This window comes from Ectopseudomonas khazarica (genome assembly GCF_004521985.1).
GTDB lineage: Bacteria > Pseudomonadota > Gammaproteobacteria > Pseudomonadales > Pseudomonadaceae > Aquipseudomonas > Aquipseudomonas khazarica.
In genome coordinates, this window is record NZ_SBHZ01000003.1 from 94,019 (window position 1) to 109,080 (window position 15,062).

At 63.0% G+C, this 15,062-nt stretch carries 17 protein-coding genes and 4 tRNA genes; 7 read left to right on the top strand and 14 right to left on the bottom strand.

Features of this window, described 5'->3' with window-relative positions; translation table 11 throughout:
* Positions 1–51 precede the first annotated feature (51 nt).
* The 4 genes from galU (EPK82_RS04190) to gorA all read right to left on the bottom strand — a co-directional run bounded on the left by galU (EPK82_RS04190) (position 52) and on the right by gorA (position 3,404).
* Positions 52–924 (bottom strand): UTP--glucose-1-phosphate uridylyltransferase GalU, encoded by an 873-nt coding sequence (galU, locus tag EPK82_RS04190; protein WP_134675863.1) that lies wholly within the window; start codon positions 922–924, stop codon positions 52–54.
* Between the two features lie 101 nt (positions 925–1,025).
* Positions 1,026–1,412 (bottom strand): VOC family protein, encoded by a 387-nt coding sequence (locus EPK82_RS04195; RefSeq protein ID WP_037056652.1) that lies wholly within the window; start codon positions 1,410–1,412, stop codon positions 1,026–1,028.
* Positions 1,413–1,414: 2 nt separating this feature from the next.
* A complete protein-coding gene (locus EPK82_RS04200; protein WP_037056654.1) occupies positions 1,415–2,038 on the bottom strand; it encodes a trimeric intracellular cation channel family protein in 624 nt (207 codons plus the stop codon).
* A gap of 7 nt (positions 2,039–2,045) precedes the next feature.
* On the bottom strand, positions 2,046–3,404 hold the full coding sequence (gorA, locus tag EPK82_RS04205) for a glutathione-disulfide reductase (protein ID WP_037056656.1): 1,359 nt from the start codon (positions 3,402–3,404) through the stop codon (positions 2,046–2,048).
* A gap of 72 nt (positions 3,405–3,476) precedes the next feature.
* Between gorA and EPK82_RS04210 the strand changes: the two genes are divergently transcribed.
* Positions 3,477–3,899, top strand: coding sequence for a VOC family protein (locus EPK82_RS04210; protein ID WP_134675864.1), 423 nt, complete (start codon positions 3,477–3,479; stop codon positions 3,897–3,899).
* A gap of 47 nt (positions 3,900–3,946) precedes the next feature.
* On the opposite strand, the gene galU (EPK82_RS04215) is transcribed toward EPK82_RS04210, so the two are convergent.
* The 10 genes from galU (EPK82_RS04215) to EPK82_RS04260 form a co-directional block, all read right to left on the bottom strand.
* Entirely contained in the window at positions 3,947–4,786 is an 840-nt protein-coding gene (galU, locus tag EPK82_RS04215; protein WP_037056659.1) for a UTP--glucose-1-phosphate uridylyltransferase GalU, read from the bottom strand.
* Positions 4,787–4,825: 39 nt separating this feature from the next.
* Entirely contained in the window at positions 4,826–6,187 is a 1,362-nt protein-coding gene (locus EPK82_RS04220) for a UDP-glucose dehydrogenase family protein (protein WP_134675865.1), read from the bottom strand.
* Between the two features lie 144 nt (positions 6,188–6,331).
* Complete coding sequence (locus EPK82_RS04225; protein ID WP_134675994.1) at positions 6,332–7,486, bottom strand: Fic family protein; 1,155 nt, start codon at positions 7,484–7,486, stop codon at positions 6,332–6,334.
* A 456-nt stretch (positions 7,487–7,942) separates the two neighbouring features.
* Positions 7,943–8,029 (bottom strand) — tRNA-Leu (locus tag EPK82_RS04230).
* Positions 8,030–8,149: 120 nt separating this feature from the next.
* Positions 8,150–8,223: transfer RNA gene (locus EPK82_RS04235), tRNA-Cys, on the bottom strand.
* Positions 8,224–8,261: 38 nt separating this feature from the next.
* Positions 8,262–8,337, bottom strand: a tRNA-Gly gene (locus EPK82_RS04240).
* A 67-nt stretch (positions 8,338–8,404) separates the two neighbouring features.
* The gene (pgsA, locus tag EPK82_RS04245; protein WP_037056661.1) at positions 8,405–8,965 is read right to left on the bottom strand and encodes a CDP-diacylglycerol--glycerol-3-phosphate 3-phosphatidyltransferase; all 561 of its coding nucleotides are present in this window, start codon (positions 8,963–8,965) and stop codon (positions 8,405–8,407) included.
* A gap of 33 nt (positions 8,966–8,998) precedes the next feature.
* Positions 8,999–10,822, bottom strand: a complete 1,824-nt coding sequence (gene uvrC, locus EPK82_RS04250; protein ID WP_037056667.1) for an excinuclease ABC subunit UvrC — start codon at positions 10,820–10,822, stop codon at positions 8,999–9,001.
* 3 nt (positions 10,823–10,825) lie between these two features.
* Positions 10,826–11,470, bottom strand: coding sequence for a response regulator transcription factor GacA (gacA, locus tag EPK82_RS04255; RefSeq protein WP_037056669.1), 645 nt, complete (start codon positions 11,468–11,470; stop codon positions 10,826–10,828).
* 163 nt (positions 11,471–11,633) lie between these two features.
* Positions 11,634–11,721 (bottom strand) — tRNA-Ser (locus EPK82_RS04260).
* A 173-nt stretch (positions 11,722–11,894) separates the two neighbouring features.
* On the opposite strand from EPK82_RS04260, the gene EPK82_RS04265 reads away from it, so the two are divergent.
* The 6 genes from EPK82_RS04265 to EPK82_RS04290 all read left to right on the top strand — a co-directional run bounded on the left by EPK82_RS04265 (position 11,895) and on the right by EPK82_RS04290 (position 15,060).
* A complete protein-coding gene (locus tag EPK82_RS04265; protein WP_134675866.1) occupies positions 11,895–12,563 on the top strand; it encodes a Bax inhibitor-1/YccA family protein in 669 nt (222 codons plus the stop codon).
* Between the two features lie 121 nt (positions 12,564–12,684).
* Positions 12,685–13,077, top strand: a complete 393-nt coding sequence (tusD, locus tag EPK82_RS04270) for a sulfurtransferase complex subunit TusD (RefSeq protein WP_037056680.1) — start codon at positions 12,685–12,687, stop codon at positions 13,075–13,077.
* Positions 13,078–13,437, top strand: a complete 360-nt coding sequence (gene tusC, locus EPK82_RS04275; RefSeq protein WP_037056682.1) for a sulfurtransferase complex subunit TusC — start codon at positions 13,078–13,080, stop codon at positions 13,435–13,437.
* Positions 13,437–13,736 (top strand): sulfurtransferase complex subunit TusB, encoded by a 300-nt coding sequence (gene tusB / locus EPK82_RS04280; protein ID WP_047589207.1) that lies wholly within the window; start codon positions 13,437–13,439, stop codon positions 13,734–13,736. Before tusC ends, tusB begins: the two co-directional genes overlap by 1 nt.
* Entirely contained in the window at positions 13,733–14,068 is a 336-nt protein-coding gene (locus EPK82_RS04285) for a TusE/DsrC/DsvC family sulfur relay protein (RefSeq protein ID WP_134675867.1), read from the top strand. The genes tusB and EPK82_RS04285 overlap by 4 nt, the downstream gene beginning before the upstream one ends.
* A complete protein-coding gene (locus EPK82_RS04290; protein ID WP_134675868.1) occupies positions 14,065–15,060 on the top strand; it encodes a glycosyl transferase family protein in 996 nt (331 codons plus the stop codon). Before EPK82_RS04285 ends, EPK82_RS04290 begins: the two co-directional genes overlap by 4 nt.
* Positions 15,061–15,062 lie beyond the last annotated feature (2 nt).

The following is a 15,062-nucleotide window of genomic DNA, read 5'->3' on the forward strand; positions in this document are numbered from 1 at the left end:
CGCGTCGAGCAGCACGACGCGCTTTCGTCCGATGGAGACGCAACCGCTCGCTCAGGCCGATACCGCCTTCAGGCGTGCGTTCGCCGCACTCACCGGGTGCGTCCTGTGGCGGTTCTCGAAACAGAAGTTGGTCGCCTGCACGTAGCCCTCGGCCGAACCGCAGTCGAAACGCTGGCCCTTGAACTTGTATGCCAGCACACAGCCTTGTTGCGCCTGCTTCATCAAGGCGTCGGTGATCTGGATCTCGCCGCTCTTGCCGGGCTCGGTCTGCTCGATCAGCGAGAAGATATCCGGCGTCAGGATGTAGCGCCCGATGATCGCCAGGTTCGACGGCACGTCTTCCGGTCTGGGCTTCTCCACCATGCGCTCGATGCGGAAGATATCGTCACGCAGCGCCTCACCGGCGATCACACCGTAGCGCGACACGTCCTCCATCGGCACTTCCTGGATGGCCACGATCGAGCAGCGGAACTGTTCGTAGAGTTTGACCATCTGGCTCAGTACGCCGTCGCCTTCCAGGTTCAGGCACAGGTCATCGGCCAGCACCACGGCGAACGCTTCGTCACCGATCAGCGGGCGGCCAGTGAGGATGGCATGCCCCAGGCCTTTCATCTCCACCTGGCGGGTGTAGGAGAAGGTGCATTCATCGATCAGTTGGCGAACACCGCTCAAGGACTTCTCCTTGCCGGTGTTGGAGATTTCGTGTTCCAGCTCGTAGCTGATGTCGAAGTGATCTTCCAGCGCGCGCTTGCCACGCCCCGTGACGATGGCGATTTCCGACAGGCCGGCCTCGAGCGCTTCTTCGACGCCGTACTGGATCAGCGGCGTGTCGACCACCGGCAGCATTTCCTTGGGCATCGACTTGGTCGCGGGAAGAAAGCGTGTGCCGTAGCCGGCCGCGGGAAACAGACATTTCTTGATCATGGATTCCATACCAAATTCACAGACTAGGTACAGAACCTGACCAGCCTGGCAGCCGATCGGTTCAAGAAATTTCATGCGCGCCTGCGAAGGAGGCGTCGGTTTCAGCCGTTGTCGGGATAGCGACTGACTTCGATCAGGTTGCTGTCCGGATCGCGGAAATACACCGACTCGATAGGCCCGACGGCGCCCGTGCGCGCAACGGGGCCCTCCTCCACGGACACCCCCTGCCCGGCCAGGTGCTCCAGCACCTGCGCCATCGACCACTGGGTGATCAGGCAAAGGTCGATGGCACCCGGCGTCGGCCTGGCCGCCTTGGGCTCGAACTCGCGCCCTGCCTGGTGCAGGTTGAATTTCTGCCGGCCGAAGACCAGCGCGCTGCGCCCGGCGCCGAAACGCTCGTGGCGCATGCCCAGGACGCGCTCGTAGAAGTCGACGGTGACGTCGATATCCGCCACCGTCAGTACCAGGTGATCCAGTCGTTCGATCATGCTCAATGCCTGTCCAGTAGATGAAAACGCGGCAACCCGAGGTGCCAGTGAATTGCAGCCAGACGCGAGGCCAGCACGACCAGCATCGCTGCGGCCGTGTCCACCCAATGCGGCGTACCCAGCATGCGCAGGGCGATGAAGGTCAGCGCGCCGGCGATGCAGGCGGTCGCGTAGATTTCCTTCTGGAAAATCAGCGGAATCTCGTTGCACAGAACGTCGCGAATGACGCCTCCGACCACCCCGGTCATCACGCCCATGATCACCGCCGTGCTGATTGGCGTACCGTGCTGCAACGCCAGCTCGGTACCGTACACAGTGAACACGGCGAGACCGAAGGCGTCGGCGATCAGCAGGCCCTTCTCGTGAATCGGTCGCGTCATGCGTACCCAGGCGACCGTGCCCAGGGCCGCCAGCGATGCGACCAGGATGTAGGTGTCGTCACGAATCCAGCTGACCGGATGGTTGTCCAGGATCAGGTCACGCAAGGTGCCACCGCCCAGCGCAGTGACGATGGCCATCACCAGCACGCCGAACAGGTCCATGGACTTGCGCCCGGCCATCAGCGCGCCGGTGATGGCGAATACCGCTACGCCGAACAGGTCGGCGATGTAGAAAAGTCGCTCCATGCTGCGCTCAGCGGCTGACCGGCGTGCGCAGGGTGACGAACTCCTCGGCCGAACTCGGGTGCACCCCGATGGTCTCGTCGAAGATCTGCTTGGTCGCACCGGCCTTCAGCGCGATGGCCAGGCCCTGGACGATCTCGCCCGCCTCCGGGCCGACCATGTGGCAGCCGAGCACGCGATCGCTGTCGGCGTCGACCACCAGTTTCATCAGGGTGCGCTCCGGGTTGTCGGTCAGGGTCAGCTTCATCGGCCGGAAACGGCTCTCGAAGATCTTCACCTTGTACCCGTCCTCGATGGCCTGTTCCTCGCTGAGCCCGACGGTGCCGATATTCGGCAGGCTGAACACGGCAGTCGGAATCATGCGGTAATCCAGCGGGCGGTATTCCTCGGGCTTGAACAGACGACGGGCCACCGCCATGCCCTCGGCCAGCGCCACGGGGGTCAACTGGACACGACCGATGACGTCGCCCAGGGCGAGGATCGAGGGCGTGGATGTCTGGAACTGCTCGTCCACGGCGATGTAGCCGCGCTCGTCCAGCTTCACCTCGACATTCTCCAGGCCGAGGTTGTCCAGCATCGGCCGGCGGCCGGTGGCGTAGAACACACAGTCGGTGTCCAGCACGCGACCATCCTTGAGCGTCGCCGCCAGGCTGCCATCGGCCTTGCGTTCGATGCTGGCGATATCGGCGTTGAACTGCAGGTCCAGCCCCTTCTTGCTCAGTTCCTCTTTCAGGTGCTCACGTACTGCACCGTCGAAGCCGCGCAGGAACAGGTCGCCGCGATACAGCAACGTAGCCTGCGCGCCGAGGCCGTGGAAGATGGAGGCGAATTCGACCGCGATATAACCACCGCCCACCACCAGCACACGCTTGGGCAGCGTTTTCAGGAAGAAGGCCTCGTTGGAGCTGATGGCGTGCTCGCGGCCGGGAATATCCGGAATCTTCGGCCAGCCACCGGTGGCGATGAGAATGCGTTCGGCACTGTGGCGCTCGCCGTCGACTTCGACGGTGTGGGCGTCGACGATGCGCGCATGGCCCTCGAACAGGCTGACCCCGCTGTTGACCAGCAGGTTGCGGTAGATCCCGTTGAGGCGCTCGATCTCGCGGTTCTTGTTGGCGATCAGCGTTGCCCAGTCGAAGTTCGCGGCTCCCAGCGACCAGCCGAAGCCCTCGGCCTGCTCGAAGTCCTCGGCGAAGTGCGCGCCGAAGACCAGCAACTTCTTCGGCACACAGCCGACGTTCACGCAGGTGCCGCCCAGGTAGCGGCTTTCGGCAACGGCCACGCGCGCCCCGAAGCCAGCGGCGAAACGCGCCGCACGCACACCGCCGGACCCGGCACCGATAACGAAGAGATCGAAGTCGTAACTCATTGCGGCCTCCTTGAACAGGTCGCCAGCATACCCGAAAGCCAACGGCTAAGCTGAGTCCAGGAGGTGTACGCCATGCGCCCTGCCCTGACCCACATTGCCCTCCATGTACCGGACCTGGACGCCTGCATCGTTTTCTATCGCCGCTACTGCGGCATGCAGGTGATCCACCAGCGTCCGGGCAAGGGCACGCGCATCGTCTGGATGGCCGAACCCGGCAAGGAACACCAGTTCATCTTCGTCATCATGCCCGGTGGCCAGGACAGGCATCTGGCCGCGGATGACTACAGCCACTTCGGTTTCGCGCTGGAAAGCCGCGCCGATGTCGAGCGCATTGCCGCCATGGCCGCCGCCGACGGCTGCCTGATCTGGCCGCCGCGCGACGAGCCCTACCCGGTCGGCTTCTACTGCGGCCTGCGCGATCCCGCAGGCAACTACGTGGAGTTCAGCTACGGCCAGCCTCTGGGGCCGGGTTCGGAGCAGATGCCGATCCCCTGAAAGCAAGACGCCACCCGAAGGTGGCGTCGTGTCGATCGGCCTGCGTATCAGAACGCCTTGCCGGTCTTGTACAGATTCTCGAAGCAGAAGTTGGTCGCCTCGATGTAGCCCTCGGCACTGCCGCAATCGAAACGCTGGCCCTTGAACTTGTAGGCCATCACGCAGCCCTGCTGGGCCTGGCGCATCAGTGCATCGGTAATCTGGATTTCACCGCCCTTGCCAGGCGGGGTGCTGCGAATCAGGTCGAAGATATCCGGCGTGAGGATGTAGCGGCCGATGATCGCCAGGTTCGACGGCGCGTCTTCCGGCTTGGGCTTCTCCACCATGTTGCTGACGCGGTAGATGTCGTCACGGATCATCTCGCCGTCGATCACACCGTACTTGTAGGTTTCGTCACGCGGGACTTCCTGAATGGCGACGATGGAGCAGCGGAACTGGTTGTACAGCTTGACCATCTGCGCCAGCACGCTGTCGCCTTCCAGGTTCAGGCACAGGTCGTCGGCCAGGACCACGGCGAACGGCTCGTCACCGATCAGCGGCTGGCCGCACAGAATGGCGTGGCCCAGGCCTTTCATCTCGACCTGGCGGGTGTAGGAAAAGCTGCACTCGTCGATCAGGCGGCGAATGCCGACCAGGTATTTTTCCTTGTCGGTGCCCTTGATCTGGTGCTCGAGTTCATAGCTGACGTCGAAATGGTCTTCCAGAGCGCGCTTGCCGCGACCGGTAACGATGGAGATCTGGCTGAGGCCAGCCTCGAGTGCCTCTTCGACCCCATACTGAATCAGTGGCTTGTTCACCACCGGCAACATTTCTTTCGGCATGGCCTTGGTGGCGGGCAGAAAGCGGGTACCGTAACCGGCAGCGGGGAACAGGCATTTCTTGATCATGGGACTCCCTGATGGAGGATGAATGGCGCGCCCAGTCTATCAAGCCGCGCTGGCCTTACAACTGCCGACTGCTGGCCGACCGATACCGCGGTACAAAAATCCCTGCTCGGCCAGCTGAGCCGCGTCGTAGATGTTGCGCCCATCGAACAGCACCGGCATGCGCATCGCCCCGCGTATGCGTGGAAAGTCCGGCTGACGGAATTGCTTCCACTCGGTCACCAGCACCAGCGCGTCGGCTCCCTGGGTCGCCGCATAGGGCGAATCGCTCAGCAGCAACTGCCCAGACTCGACCGCAGCGGCGTAGCGCGCAGCCACGCCGGCAGTGGCTACCGGGTCGCAGGCCTGGACCCGCGCACCCGCCGTGAGCAACGCCTCCAGCAGCACCAGGCTCGGCGCTTCGCGCAGGTCGTCGGTGCCAGGCTTGAACGCCAGACCCCAGAGCGCGATGACCCGCCCCTGGAAATGACCGTTGAAGTGCTCGCGCAAGGCCTGGAACAGCAGGGTCTTCTGCAGCGCGTTGCGCGCTTCGACCGCGCGCAGGATGCCCGGCTCGATGCCTTCATGCTCGGCGGTGCGGATCAGCGCCTTAACGTCCTTGGGGAAGCACGAGCCGCCGTAACCGCAGCCGGCGTAGATGAAGTGGGTGCCGATGCGCCGGTCGCTGCCGATACCACGACGGACCTCCTCGACGTCCACGCCCAGGCGCGCACAGATGCCGGCCATCTCGTTGATGAAGGAGATCTTGGTGGCGAGAAAGGCATTGGCCGCGTACTTGCTGAACTCGGCGGCACGCACGCCCATGCAGAGCAGGCGGTCGTGGTTGCGCAGGAACGGCGCGTACAGCCGGCGCAACAGCTCGCGGCCACGCTCGTCGTCACAGCCCACGATAACCCGGTCCGGGCGCATGAAGTCCTCGACGGCAGAGCCCTCCTTGAGGAACTCGGGATTGCTCGCCACCACCACGCGTGCACGCAGCCCACGCCGCACCAGCCCCGCGTTGACACGCTGCTCCACCCGGCCAGCGGTGCCGACCGGCACGGTGGACTTGTCCACGACCAGGCAGTTGTGATCGAGCTGTTCCCCCAGTTCGTCGGCAACCGCCAGCACATGCGTCAGGTCCGCCGAGCCATCCTCGCCGCTTGGCGTGCCCACGGCGATGAACACCACCTCGGCGCGCCGGATGCCGGCGCGCAGCTGGGAGGTGAAGCTGAGCTGGCCGCTGGCGAGCTGCGCCTTGAGCATCGCCTCAAGCCCCGGTTCGTAGATCGGCACCTCACCGCGGGAGAGCATCGCGACCCGCTGCGGATCACGCTCGACGCAGATCACCCGGTTGCCCATCTCGGCAAAGCAGGTCGCCGTCACCAAGCCCACGTAGCCTGCTCCAATCACGCCTATCTGCATCGCAGCATCCTCCAGAGGTTTGCTGCGATTGCAACCAATCGCGGTGGCAGCGATGTGACGGAGCGGAGAAGGAAAGATGACAATGGCCGCGCTCGGGCAACGCCCTCAAGCGTGATGCCTGACGGTCACGGGGCTTGGCGCAGGTCAGACGCCTACGACGGGTTCCGGGATGAAGCCTTCGTCCCGTAGTGCCTTGACGACGCCACGGATCAGGTAGTTGTTGGAGAAACCGATCGTGTACTGCCTGGAACCCTCGGCGACCGGGCGAAGCATGCCCTGGTCGACCAGCTTCTTCAGCTGGTAGGTCCGCTGATTGGCGGTCAAACCAGGCAGCGCAGGCGCCAGGTCCGCAGACTTCACCACGCCTTGCCTGATGGCGAGCTTGAGCACGCCCTCCTCGGTCGCCGTGATCAGGCTGCGATTACGTGCGATATCCACGGCGGGATTGAGGATATGCCGGGTCAGGTACTCGAAATCCGTCAGGCGATCCACCTTGTCCAGCTCTTCGCGCACACCCTCCAGAACATAGATACACCAGTTTTCCAGGCCCTCCGCTGTGCCGCTGTCCGCGCCGGAAAGCATGGCGTAGTAACGCTCACGGTCATTGCAGAAGACCGCCGTAGGATTCAGCAACCGGCCACCGACGTTCACGTTGAAACCGTACTTGATCAGCAACGCGTAGGTCAGAAGCCTCACCACGCGCCCGTTGCCGTTACCGAACGGGTGGATCCAGCCAAAGCGGTGATGAGCCAGCGCCACCTTCATCAGGTCGTACTTGGATGGATCAGGCCGGTTCACGAAATCGACCAGTTCACTCATGTAACCGGGGACGGAAACCGCATCCGGTGGAACATGGGGCGACTGGGAAATACGGACGCCCCCCGACCGATAGGCTCCGGGTGTGCGGTCACCCTCTCTTTCCAGATCGTCGACAGCAAGCTGATGCAGCTCGCGGATGAAATGCTCGGACAGCGCATCTCCGGGGCTCATCGAGCCCTCGATGTACTCCATCGCCCGTTCGATGTTCGCGACCTCCCGCAACTGGTCGCTCTCCTGCTGCCGCCCCTCGACCTTGCTTTCGACGTAATCCGCCAGTGTCGTGTGGTTACCTTCGATCCGAGCCGAACCCAGGCTCTCCAGCATGTGGAAGATGCCTTTCAACTGGTAGAACACCGGCAACGGCGTACTGCCCTGAAGCTGCAGGCGCCGCAGGTGCTCGAGCTCGTTGAGCACATCCACCAGAGGCGAAGCGAAGGAAGGGTTCAGAAGCTGGAGTTCATGATGAGCAAATGGCGACATACGCAGGATTATCTCAAAAAACAATCTCTACTATCTTGAAAAAAGACCATGAAAGCCTTGATTACAGAGGGCTTCGCGACCAATCACTCATGAAGCTATCTTGAATCGGTGGCCATATCAAATGAAAAATGACCCTGCGCGGAACTGGAAAGGCAGCCAGTGCGGCATCTGACACGAACCTGCCGAGTCTCGTGCCGTGCAGCACCTGAGCAGACATGGAACGTCACCTGTCTGTGAGGAAGCAAGGACTGCGAGACGCTGGTGCGTGAGCGCGGAGGCCAGGTCGGTTCTGGGGCACGAAAGCCATGGAGATTCGAGAGGCTGGCGCGTCACTCGCTATCCTGAGCGAGGCACAAGATAGCTGTTAGGATAGTCGGCTGCCCGCCTCTGCGGCGATGGCGGGAGAAGAGACCCCAGGAATGCCTTGGGGATCGCCAGAGATCGTGTTTCGCTAGATGGTGCCCGAAGCCGGACTCGAACCGGCACGCCATTGCTGGCGAGAGATTTTAAGTCTCCTGCGTCTACCGATTTCGCCATTCGGGCGGTAGCGCTGTGCGAAGGGCTGGACTATATACAGCCCTCCACGTCCTCGCAAGGCACGCAAAAGGTGCCACTGAGAATGAAAAAGGCCTCGTAAATCGTTGATCTACGAGGCCTTTGTATTGGAGGCTGAGGTCGGAATCGAACCGGCGTTCACGGATTTGCAATCCGGTGCATAACCACTCTGCAACTCAGCCTTAAATCAAACGAGCCGCCTTGGCGACTCGTGTAAAACTGGAGCGGGAAACGAGACTCGAACTCGCGACCCCGACCTTGGCAAGGTCGTGCTCTACCAACTGAGCTATTCCCGCTTGTCTTGTCGACGGGCGCCATTCTATAGAATCGAATCGCGGCGTCAACCCTTTGATTCAAAAAAACTTATTTCTTTTCCGAGGTGGTGCTGAGGTGCGGCCAGGCGGCCAACAGATACTGCAGCATCGACCACAGAGTCAGCACGGCAGCAATGACCAGCAGCACGTAACCGACGATGACCCAGAAGGTGAACTGTGGCGGGTTGCCGAGCAGGATGACCAACGCCAGCATCTGCGCCGCCGTCTTCCACTTGCCCAGGTTGGACACCGCCACCTGGGCACGGGCACCCAGTTCGGCCATCCATTCACGCAAGGCGGAGACCACTATCTCGCGGCCGATGATGATCGCTGCAGCGAGCGTCAGCCAGAGATTGGAGTGCTCGGCCGCAAGCAGCACCAGCGCGACAGCCACCATCAGCTTGTCCGCGACCGGATCGAGGAAGGCACCGAATGGCGTGCCCTGCTCCCAGCGCCGTGCCAGGTAGCCATCGAGCCAGTCGGTCGCAGCGGCAATCGCGAAAACGCCGCTGGCGGCCCAGTAGCTCCAGGAGAACGGCAAATAGAACAGCAGGATGAAAACCGGGATCAGCGCGACCCGGAGCACGGTAAGCAAGTTGGGGATGTTCATCGGCACAACTAGGCTGCGAGGTGAGCGAGCATTCTACTCGCTGTGCAGGGTCGCATAAATCAACTCAGCGAGCTTTTTACTGATTCCGGGTGCTTTGGCGATTTCTTCGGCGCTGGCGCGCGAGAGCTCCTGCAGACCGCCGAAATGATTGAGCAACTCACGCCGCCGCTTGGGCCCGATACCTGCAACCTCCTCGAGAGTGGAGGTACGCCGTGCCTTGCCGCGGCGCGCACGATGCCCGGTGATGGCGAAGCGGTGGGATTCGTCGCGGATCTGCTGGATCAGGTGCAACGCAGGCGAATTGCCGGGCAAGGTGAACTCATGTGCCGCGTCGTTCAGGTACAGCACTTCGAGGCCGGGCTTGCGCGTGGTGCCCTTGGCCACGCCCAGCAGGATCAGGTCGGGCACGGCCAGTTCCTGCAACACCTCACGGGCCATGGCCAGCTGGCCCTTGCCGCCGTCCACCAGCAGCACGTCGGGCAGCTTGCCTTCGCCATCCTTGATCTTGCTGAAACGCCGGGTCAGTGCCTGGTGCATCGCTGCGTAGTCGTCGCCTGCGGTGACGCCTTCGATATTGAAGCGCCGATAGTCGGACTTCAGCGGGCCCTCGGGGCCGAACACCACGCAGGAGGCGACCGTCGCCTCACCGCTGGAGTGGCTGATGTCGAAGCATTCCATGCGCTGCGGCGGCTCATCCATCTCCAGCACCGTCGCCAGGGCCTCGAAACGCTCGGTCATGTGCTCGCGATTGGCCAGGCGTGCAGCCAGCGCCTGCTCGGCATTGGTAACGGCCAGCTGCTGCCAGCGCGCCCGGGTCGCCCGCACCCGATGACTGATCGTCAGGCTGCGTCCCCGCAGCGACTCTATCGCCTCGACGAGCGTGGCGAAATCCTCATGCTGCACGTTGACGATCAGCTCGCTCGGCAGGTCGCGTTCCGCATTGCCCAGGTAGTACTGGGCGAGGAAGGCCATCAGCACATCGCCACCCTCCTCCTCGATGGCTACCTGAGGGAAGAAGTTCTTGCTGCCCAGCACCCGGCCACCGCGAACGCTGATCAGGTGCACGCATGCGCCGCCCGGATTGAGCATGACCGCGACCACGTCGACATCCCCGGTGCCGCCCTCCATGCTCTGCTGATCCTGCACGCGCCGGAGCATGGCGATCTGGTCACGCAATTCGGCCGCGCGCTCGAACTCCAGGGCCATGGAGGCTTTTTCCATGCTGACGGACAGCTCCTCGCTCAGGGCATTGCTGCGCCCATCGAGAAACATCACCGAGTGGCGCACGTCCTCTGCATACTCCTCGGGGCTTACCAGGCCCACGCACGGCCCCTTGCAGCGCTTGATCTGGTACTGCAGGCAGGGACGCGTGCGGTTCTTGTAGTAGCTGTCCTCGCATTGGCGGACGAGAAAGGTCTTCTGCAGCAGGCTGAGACTTTCACGGATGGCCAGCGCACTGGGATAGGGGCCGAAGTAGCGACCCTTGGCCTTCTTCGCGCCGCGATGGATGCCCAGGCGCGGGAAGTCGCCATCGGACAGGAATACGTAGGGATAGGACTTATCGTCGCGCAGCAGGATGTTGTAGGGCGGCCGCCATTCCTTGATCAGCGTCTGCTCGAGCAGCAACGCCTCGGTTTCGTTGGCGGTGATAGTGGTTTCGATCTGCGCGATGCGCGCGACCAGCGCGGCGGTCTTCGGCGCCTGGCCGGTCTTGCGAAAGTAGCTGGCGAGGCGTTTCTTGAGATTCTTCGCCTTGCCCACGTACAGCAGGCGCGCCTCGCCATCGAACATGCGATAGACGCCAGGGCGACCGCTGCAGGTCGCGAGGAACGCACTCGAATCGAACGGGGCGGACATCGGCTAGTTGGCGGCGTCGACCATGCCGTGGCGCACTGCCAGCAGTGCCAACTCGACATCGCTGGTGATGGAGAGCTTCTCGAAGATGCGATACCGGTAGGTATTGACGGTCTTCGGCGACAGGCAGAGCTTGTCCGAGATGTTCTGCACCTTGTGGCAATTGGCGATCATCAGGGCGATCTGGATTTCGCGCTCGGACAACAGGTCGAACGGCGAGCCATTGCTCTGCGGCTGGAAGGACTTCAGCGCCATTTGCTGGGCGATCTGCGGGTCGATGTAGCGCTGCCCGGCGAACACCAGGCGGATGGCCTGAACCATCTCGTCGAGCGCTGCACCCTTGGTCAGGTAGCCGGCGGCGCCAGCCTGCAGCAGGCGGGTCGGGAACGGATCGTCTTCGCAGACGGTAACGGCGACCACCTTGATGTCGGGGTGGCTGCGCATCAGTTTGCGTGTGGCTTCCAGGCCGCCGATGCCAGGCATCTTGACGTCCATCAGCACCACGTCCGGCTTGAGTTCACGAACCTTGAGCAAGGCCTCCTCGCCGGTACAGGCCTCACCGACGACCTGCAAGCCGTCGATGTCAGCAAGCATGCGCGTGATACCCGTGCGAACCAGATCGTGATCGTCGACCACCAGCACCTTAATCAATCGCCACCTCGTTGCACCTTGTCAGCCACCGTGCAGCGACGGTGAGGTTGAACTTGCCGGCCACCTTAGCAAAAAAGCCAGGGACTGACCTAGCTTGACGCACGGGAGTCAAAAAGCAAGCGTCAGATTAAGATCGGGAATTGCTCAGGGCAATACAGGGAAATGGCGGAAGCGGTGAGATTCGAACTCACGGATAGTTGCCCATCGACGGTTTTCAAGACCGTTGCCTTAAACCACTCGGCCACGCTTCCAGATTCTTTCTACGGAGGGTTCGAGACCGCTGTCTCGAAGCTCCGCCTCAGTGCGGGCGGCAATCTTACCGGAACGCAACACACTGTCAAACTCTCTGTCTTGGCACAGGGATCGGCTCTGCTATGATCCGGGCATTCGAGTAACGGAATCCTTGTGCCACAGGAGCGTCGCCATGCAAGAGCAAGACTACGTCATCAATCATTCGCAGGCTGAGCAACAGGAAGTCAGCAAGGTGTTGCGCAACACCTACGGCCTGCTGGCCATCACCCTGGCGTTCAGCGGCCTGGTGGCGTTCTTCAGCCAGCGCGCCAACCTGCCTTACCCGAGCTTCTTCGTGGTGCTGATCGGCTTCTACGGCCTGTTCTTCCTCACCTACAAGCTGCGTGATTCCGCCTGGGGCCTGGTTTCCACCCTCGCCCTGACCGGCTTCATGGGCTACACCCTCGGCCCGATCCTCAACCGCTACCTGGGCATGGCCAACGGCGCGGAAGTGATCAGCTCGGCGTTCTCCATGACTGCCCTGGTGTTCTGCGGCCTGTCCGCCTACGTACTGACCACCCGCAAGGACATGAGCTTCCTCAGCGGCTTCATCACCGCTGGCGTGTTCGTCCTGCTCGGCGCCATGGTGGCCGGCTTCTTCTTCCAGATCAGCGGCCTGCAGCTGGCGATCAGCGCCGGTTTCGTGCTGTTCTCTTCGGCCTGCATCCTGTACCAGACCAGCGCCATCATCCACGGTGGTGAGCGTAACTACATCATGGCCACCATCAGCCTGTACGTATCGATCTACAACCTGTTCGTCAGCCTGCTGCAGATCTTCGGCATCATGGGCGGCGACGACTGATAGGCTTTCGTCCCCCTTCGAGCCCGCTTCGGCGGGCTTTTCTTTTTTATCCACTCGACTTTGTGCGCCGCAGGCCCCTGGCCTTATCATTGCGACTGTTTTTAGCTTCGCCGGACGCCCCATGAAGTTTGCCATCGCCCTGTTCGCCGCTCCTCACCTGCCAGCCTCACGGCGCGCGCTGCGCTTTGCCCAGGCAGCGCTGGCTGGCGGCCATGAAATCGTCCGCCTGTTCTTCTATCAGGACGGTGTACACAGCGCCGCCAGCAATGTCGTCACCCCGCAGGATGAGCTGGACCTGCCCGGGGAGTGGCGTGAGTTCGTCACCGGCAACGACCTGGACGCTGTGGTGTGCATCGCCGCAGCACTGCGCCGTGGCGTGCTCAACGACGAGGAGGCGCAGCGCTATTCGCGCCCTGCGGCCAACCTGGAGGCGCCGTGGGAGCTGTCCGGCCTCGGCCAGCTGCATGAAGCCGCACAGCAGGCCGATCGACTGATCTGCTTCGGAGGCCAGTGAATGAGCAAGTCGCTGCTGATCATCAGCCGCCAGGCGCCCTGGAGCGGTCCAGGTGCCCGTGAGGCGCTGGACATCGCCCTGGCCGGCGGCGCGTTCGACCTGCCGATTGGCATGCTGTTTCTCGACGATGGCGTGTTTCAGCTGAGCCAGGGCCAGCAGCCCGGCGCACTGCAGCAGAAAGACCTCGGCGCCAACCTGCAGGCGCTGCCGATGTTTGGCGTAGAGGACCTGTACGCCAGCGAGCGCAGCCTCGCCGAACGCGGCCTCGCCGGCAACGAACTGAATCTGGCGGTGCAGCGGCTCGACGACAGCGCGCTGACCGCCCTCCTCGACCGTTACGACCAGGTGATCACAGTCTGATGGCCACCCTGCACATTCTTTCTCATTCGCCATTCGCCGACAGCCGCCTGGCCAGTTGCCTGCGCCTGCTCGGCGCCCAGGACGCCCTGCTGCTCTGTGGCGATGCGGTCTACGCCCTGCAGCCCGCAACCGCCAACCTGCAGGCGCTGCAGTTGATGCCCGCCAGCGTCGCGCTCTACGCCCTGGACGAAGACCTCGCCGCGCGCCACCTGCAAGCCCCCGAACGCGTACAGGCCGTGGACTATCTGGGCTTCGTCGAACTCTGCACCCGCTACGCCAAGGTCAACAGCTGGTTATGAACACGCTGAACGTCGCTGGACAGCATATCGCCCTGGACAAGGACGGCTACCTGGTCGACCTGCAGGATTGGTCGGGCCCGGTGGCCGAAGCCCTGGCGGAGGCCGAGGAGCTGCAACTGAGTGCCGAGCACTGGGAAATCCTCCAGCTGCTGCGCGCCTTCTACAACGAATTCCAGCTGTCGCCGGCCAATCGCCCGCTGATCAAGTACGTGGCCCTCAAGCTGGGCCCGGAGAAAGGCAACAGCCTGCACCTCAATCGCCTGTTCAAGGGCACGCCTGCCAAGCTGGCGGCCAAGCTGGCCGGCCTGCCCAAACCGACCAATTGCCTATGAACCTGATCACTCCCGCCGAACACCCTTTCGCCCAGTTCGTGCGCATCCTCGGCAAGGGCAAGCGTGGCGCTCGCGGCCTGACCCGCGAAGAAGCACGCGAGGCCATGGGCCTGCTGCTCGATGGCAAGGTCGAGGACACCCAGCTTGGTGCCTTCCTGATGCTGTTGCGGCACAAGGAAGAAAGCGCCGAGGAACTCGCCGGCTTCACCGAGGCGATTCGTCCGCGACTGGCTGCCCCGGCTATCCAGGTCGATCTGGACTGGCCCAGCTACGCCGGCAAGAAACGCCACCTGCCCTGGTACCTGCTGGCAGCCAAAGCCCTGGCGAACAGCGGCGTGCGCATCTTCATGCACGGCGGCGGCGCCCACACCGCCGGACGCCTGTATACCGAGCAACTCCTGGCCCATTTGGAGATACCCCGCTGCCATGACTGGCCGTCGGTGCAGCAGGCGCTGGACCAGCAGCACCTGGCCTACGGCTACCTGGGCGACTGGATGCCAGCGCTGCAGCGCATGATCGACCTGCGCAACACGCTGGGCCTGCGCTCGCCGATCCACTCCCTGGCCCGAGTGATCAACCCGCTCGGCGCCCGCTGCGGCCTGCAAAGCATCTTCCATCCCGGCTACCAGGCCGTGCATCGCGAAGCCAGTCGCCTGCTGGAGGATTGCGCCATCGTGATCAAGGGCGAAGGGGGCGAGATCGAGGCCAACCCGGATTCGGCCTGCCACCTCTATGGCACTGCCAATGGCGAGGACTGGGATGAGGAATGGCCAGCGCTCTCGGCGCAGCGCCACGTCAAGCCGGACGGCCTCGACCCAGCACGGCTGAAGGCCTTCTGGCACGGCGAGCAGGACGATGCCTATGGCTATCTGGCGGTCATCGCCACCATGGCCACCGCGCTGCGCGGCCTTGGTCTGGCGCGTGAGGACGCCTTCGCCCAGGCGAAGATGCGCTGGGACGCCCGCCTTCAATCAATCTCTTCGATGGATTGAGC